Genomic DNA, 1,124 nt, shown 5'->3' with positions numbered 1-1,124 from the left:
GACGAGCAGCTGAGTGACGACGAGCGCATGATCCGCGACACCGCGCATGCGTACGCGCGCGAGCGGCTGCTGCCGCGCGTCGCCCACGCCTTTCAGCACGAGCATACCGACCCGGAGATCTTCCGCGAGATGGGGGAGCTCGGCCTACTGGGTCCCACGATCCCGGAGGAGTATGGCGGGGTGGGCGCGAGCTACGTCGCCTACGGCCTCGTCGCGCGCGAGGTGGAGGCGGTGGACTCAGGCTACCGCTCGATGATGAGCGTGCAGTCGTCGCTCGTCATGTACCCCATCTACGCCTATGGCTCGGAGGAGCAGAAGCGTCGCTACCTGCCCCGCTTGGCGTCCGGGACATGGATCGGCTGCTTCGGCCTGACCGAGCCGGATGCGGGCTCCGACCCGGGCTCCATGACCACGCGCGCGGTGAAGACGCCGACCGGCTACAAGCTGTCGGGCGCCAAGACCTGGATCTCGAACTCACCCATCGCCGACGTGTTCGTCGTCTGGGCCAAGTCGGACGCGCATGGCGGCGCGATCCGCGGCTTCGTGTTCACGCGCGAAGAGGCCGGCTCCGGCCTCGCCACGCCCAAGATCGAGGGCAAGCTGTCGCTTCGCGCAAGCGTCACCGGCATGGTGATGATGGACGAGGTGGAGCTGGGTGAGCACGCGCTGCTTCCCGAGGTGCAGGGCCTCAAAGGCCCCTTCGGCTGCCTCAACCGCGCGCGCTACGGCATCAGCTGGGGTGCGATGGGTGCCGCCGAGTTCTGCTTCCACGCCGCCCGCCAGTACGGCCTCGACCGCAAGCAGTTCGGCACCCCGCTCGCCGGCCGTCAGCTCTACCAGAAGAAGCTGGCCGACATGGAGACGGAGATCGCGCTGGGGCTGCAGGCGTCGCTCCGGGTCGGCCGCCTCATGGACCAGGGCCGCTTCGCGCCCGAGATGGTCAGCCTGGTCAAGCGCAACAACGTCGGCAAGGCGCTCGACGTCGCCCGCATGGCGCGCGACATGCACGGCGGCAACGGCATCTCGGGCGAGTACCACGTCATGCGCCACCTCATGAACCTGGAGACGGTCAACACCTACGAAGGCGCACACGACGTCCACGCGCTGATCCTGGGTAGGGCGAT

Annotated in this window: 1 protein-coding gene; it reads left to right on the top strand. The window is 68.4% G+C overall.

Annotated features, from left to right (window positions below; all coding sequences use genetic code 11):
• The coding region (locus CKY28_RS18090; RefSeq protein WP_095999800.1) for an acyl-CoA dehydrogenase at positions 1–1,124 on the top strand (1,124 nt) is incomplete at both ends.

The sequence above is a fragment of the Sphingomonas lenta genome, assembly GCF_002288825.1.
GTDB lineage: Bacteria > Pseudomonadota > Alphaproteobacteria > Sphingomonadales > Sphingomonadaceae > Sphingomonas > Sphingomonas lenta.
The sequence above is the reverse complement of the archived record's forward strand: the minus strand, read 5'-3'. Positions and strand labels throughout refer to the sequence as shown.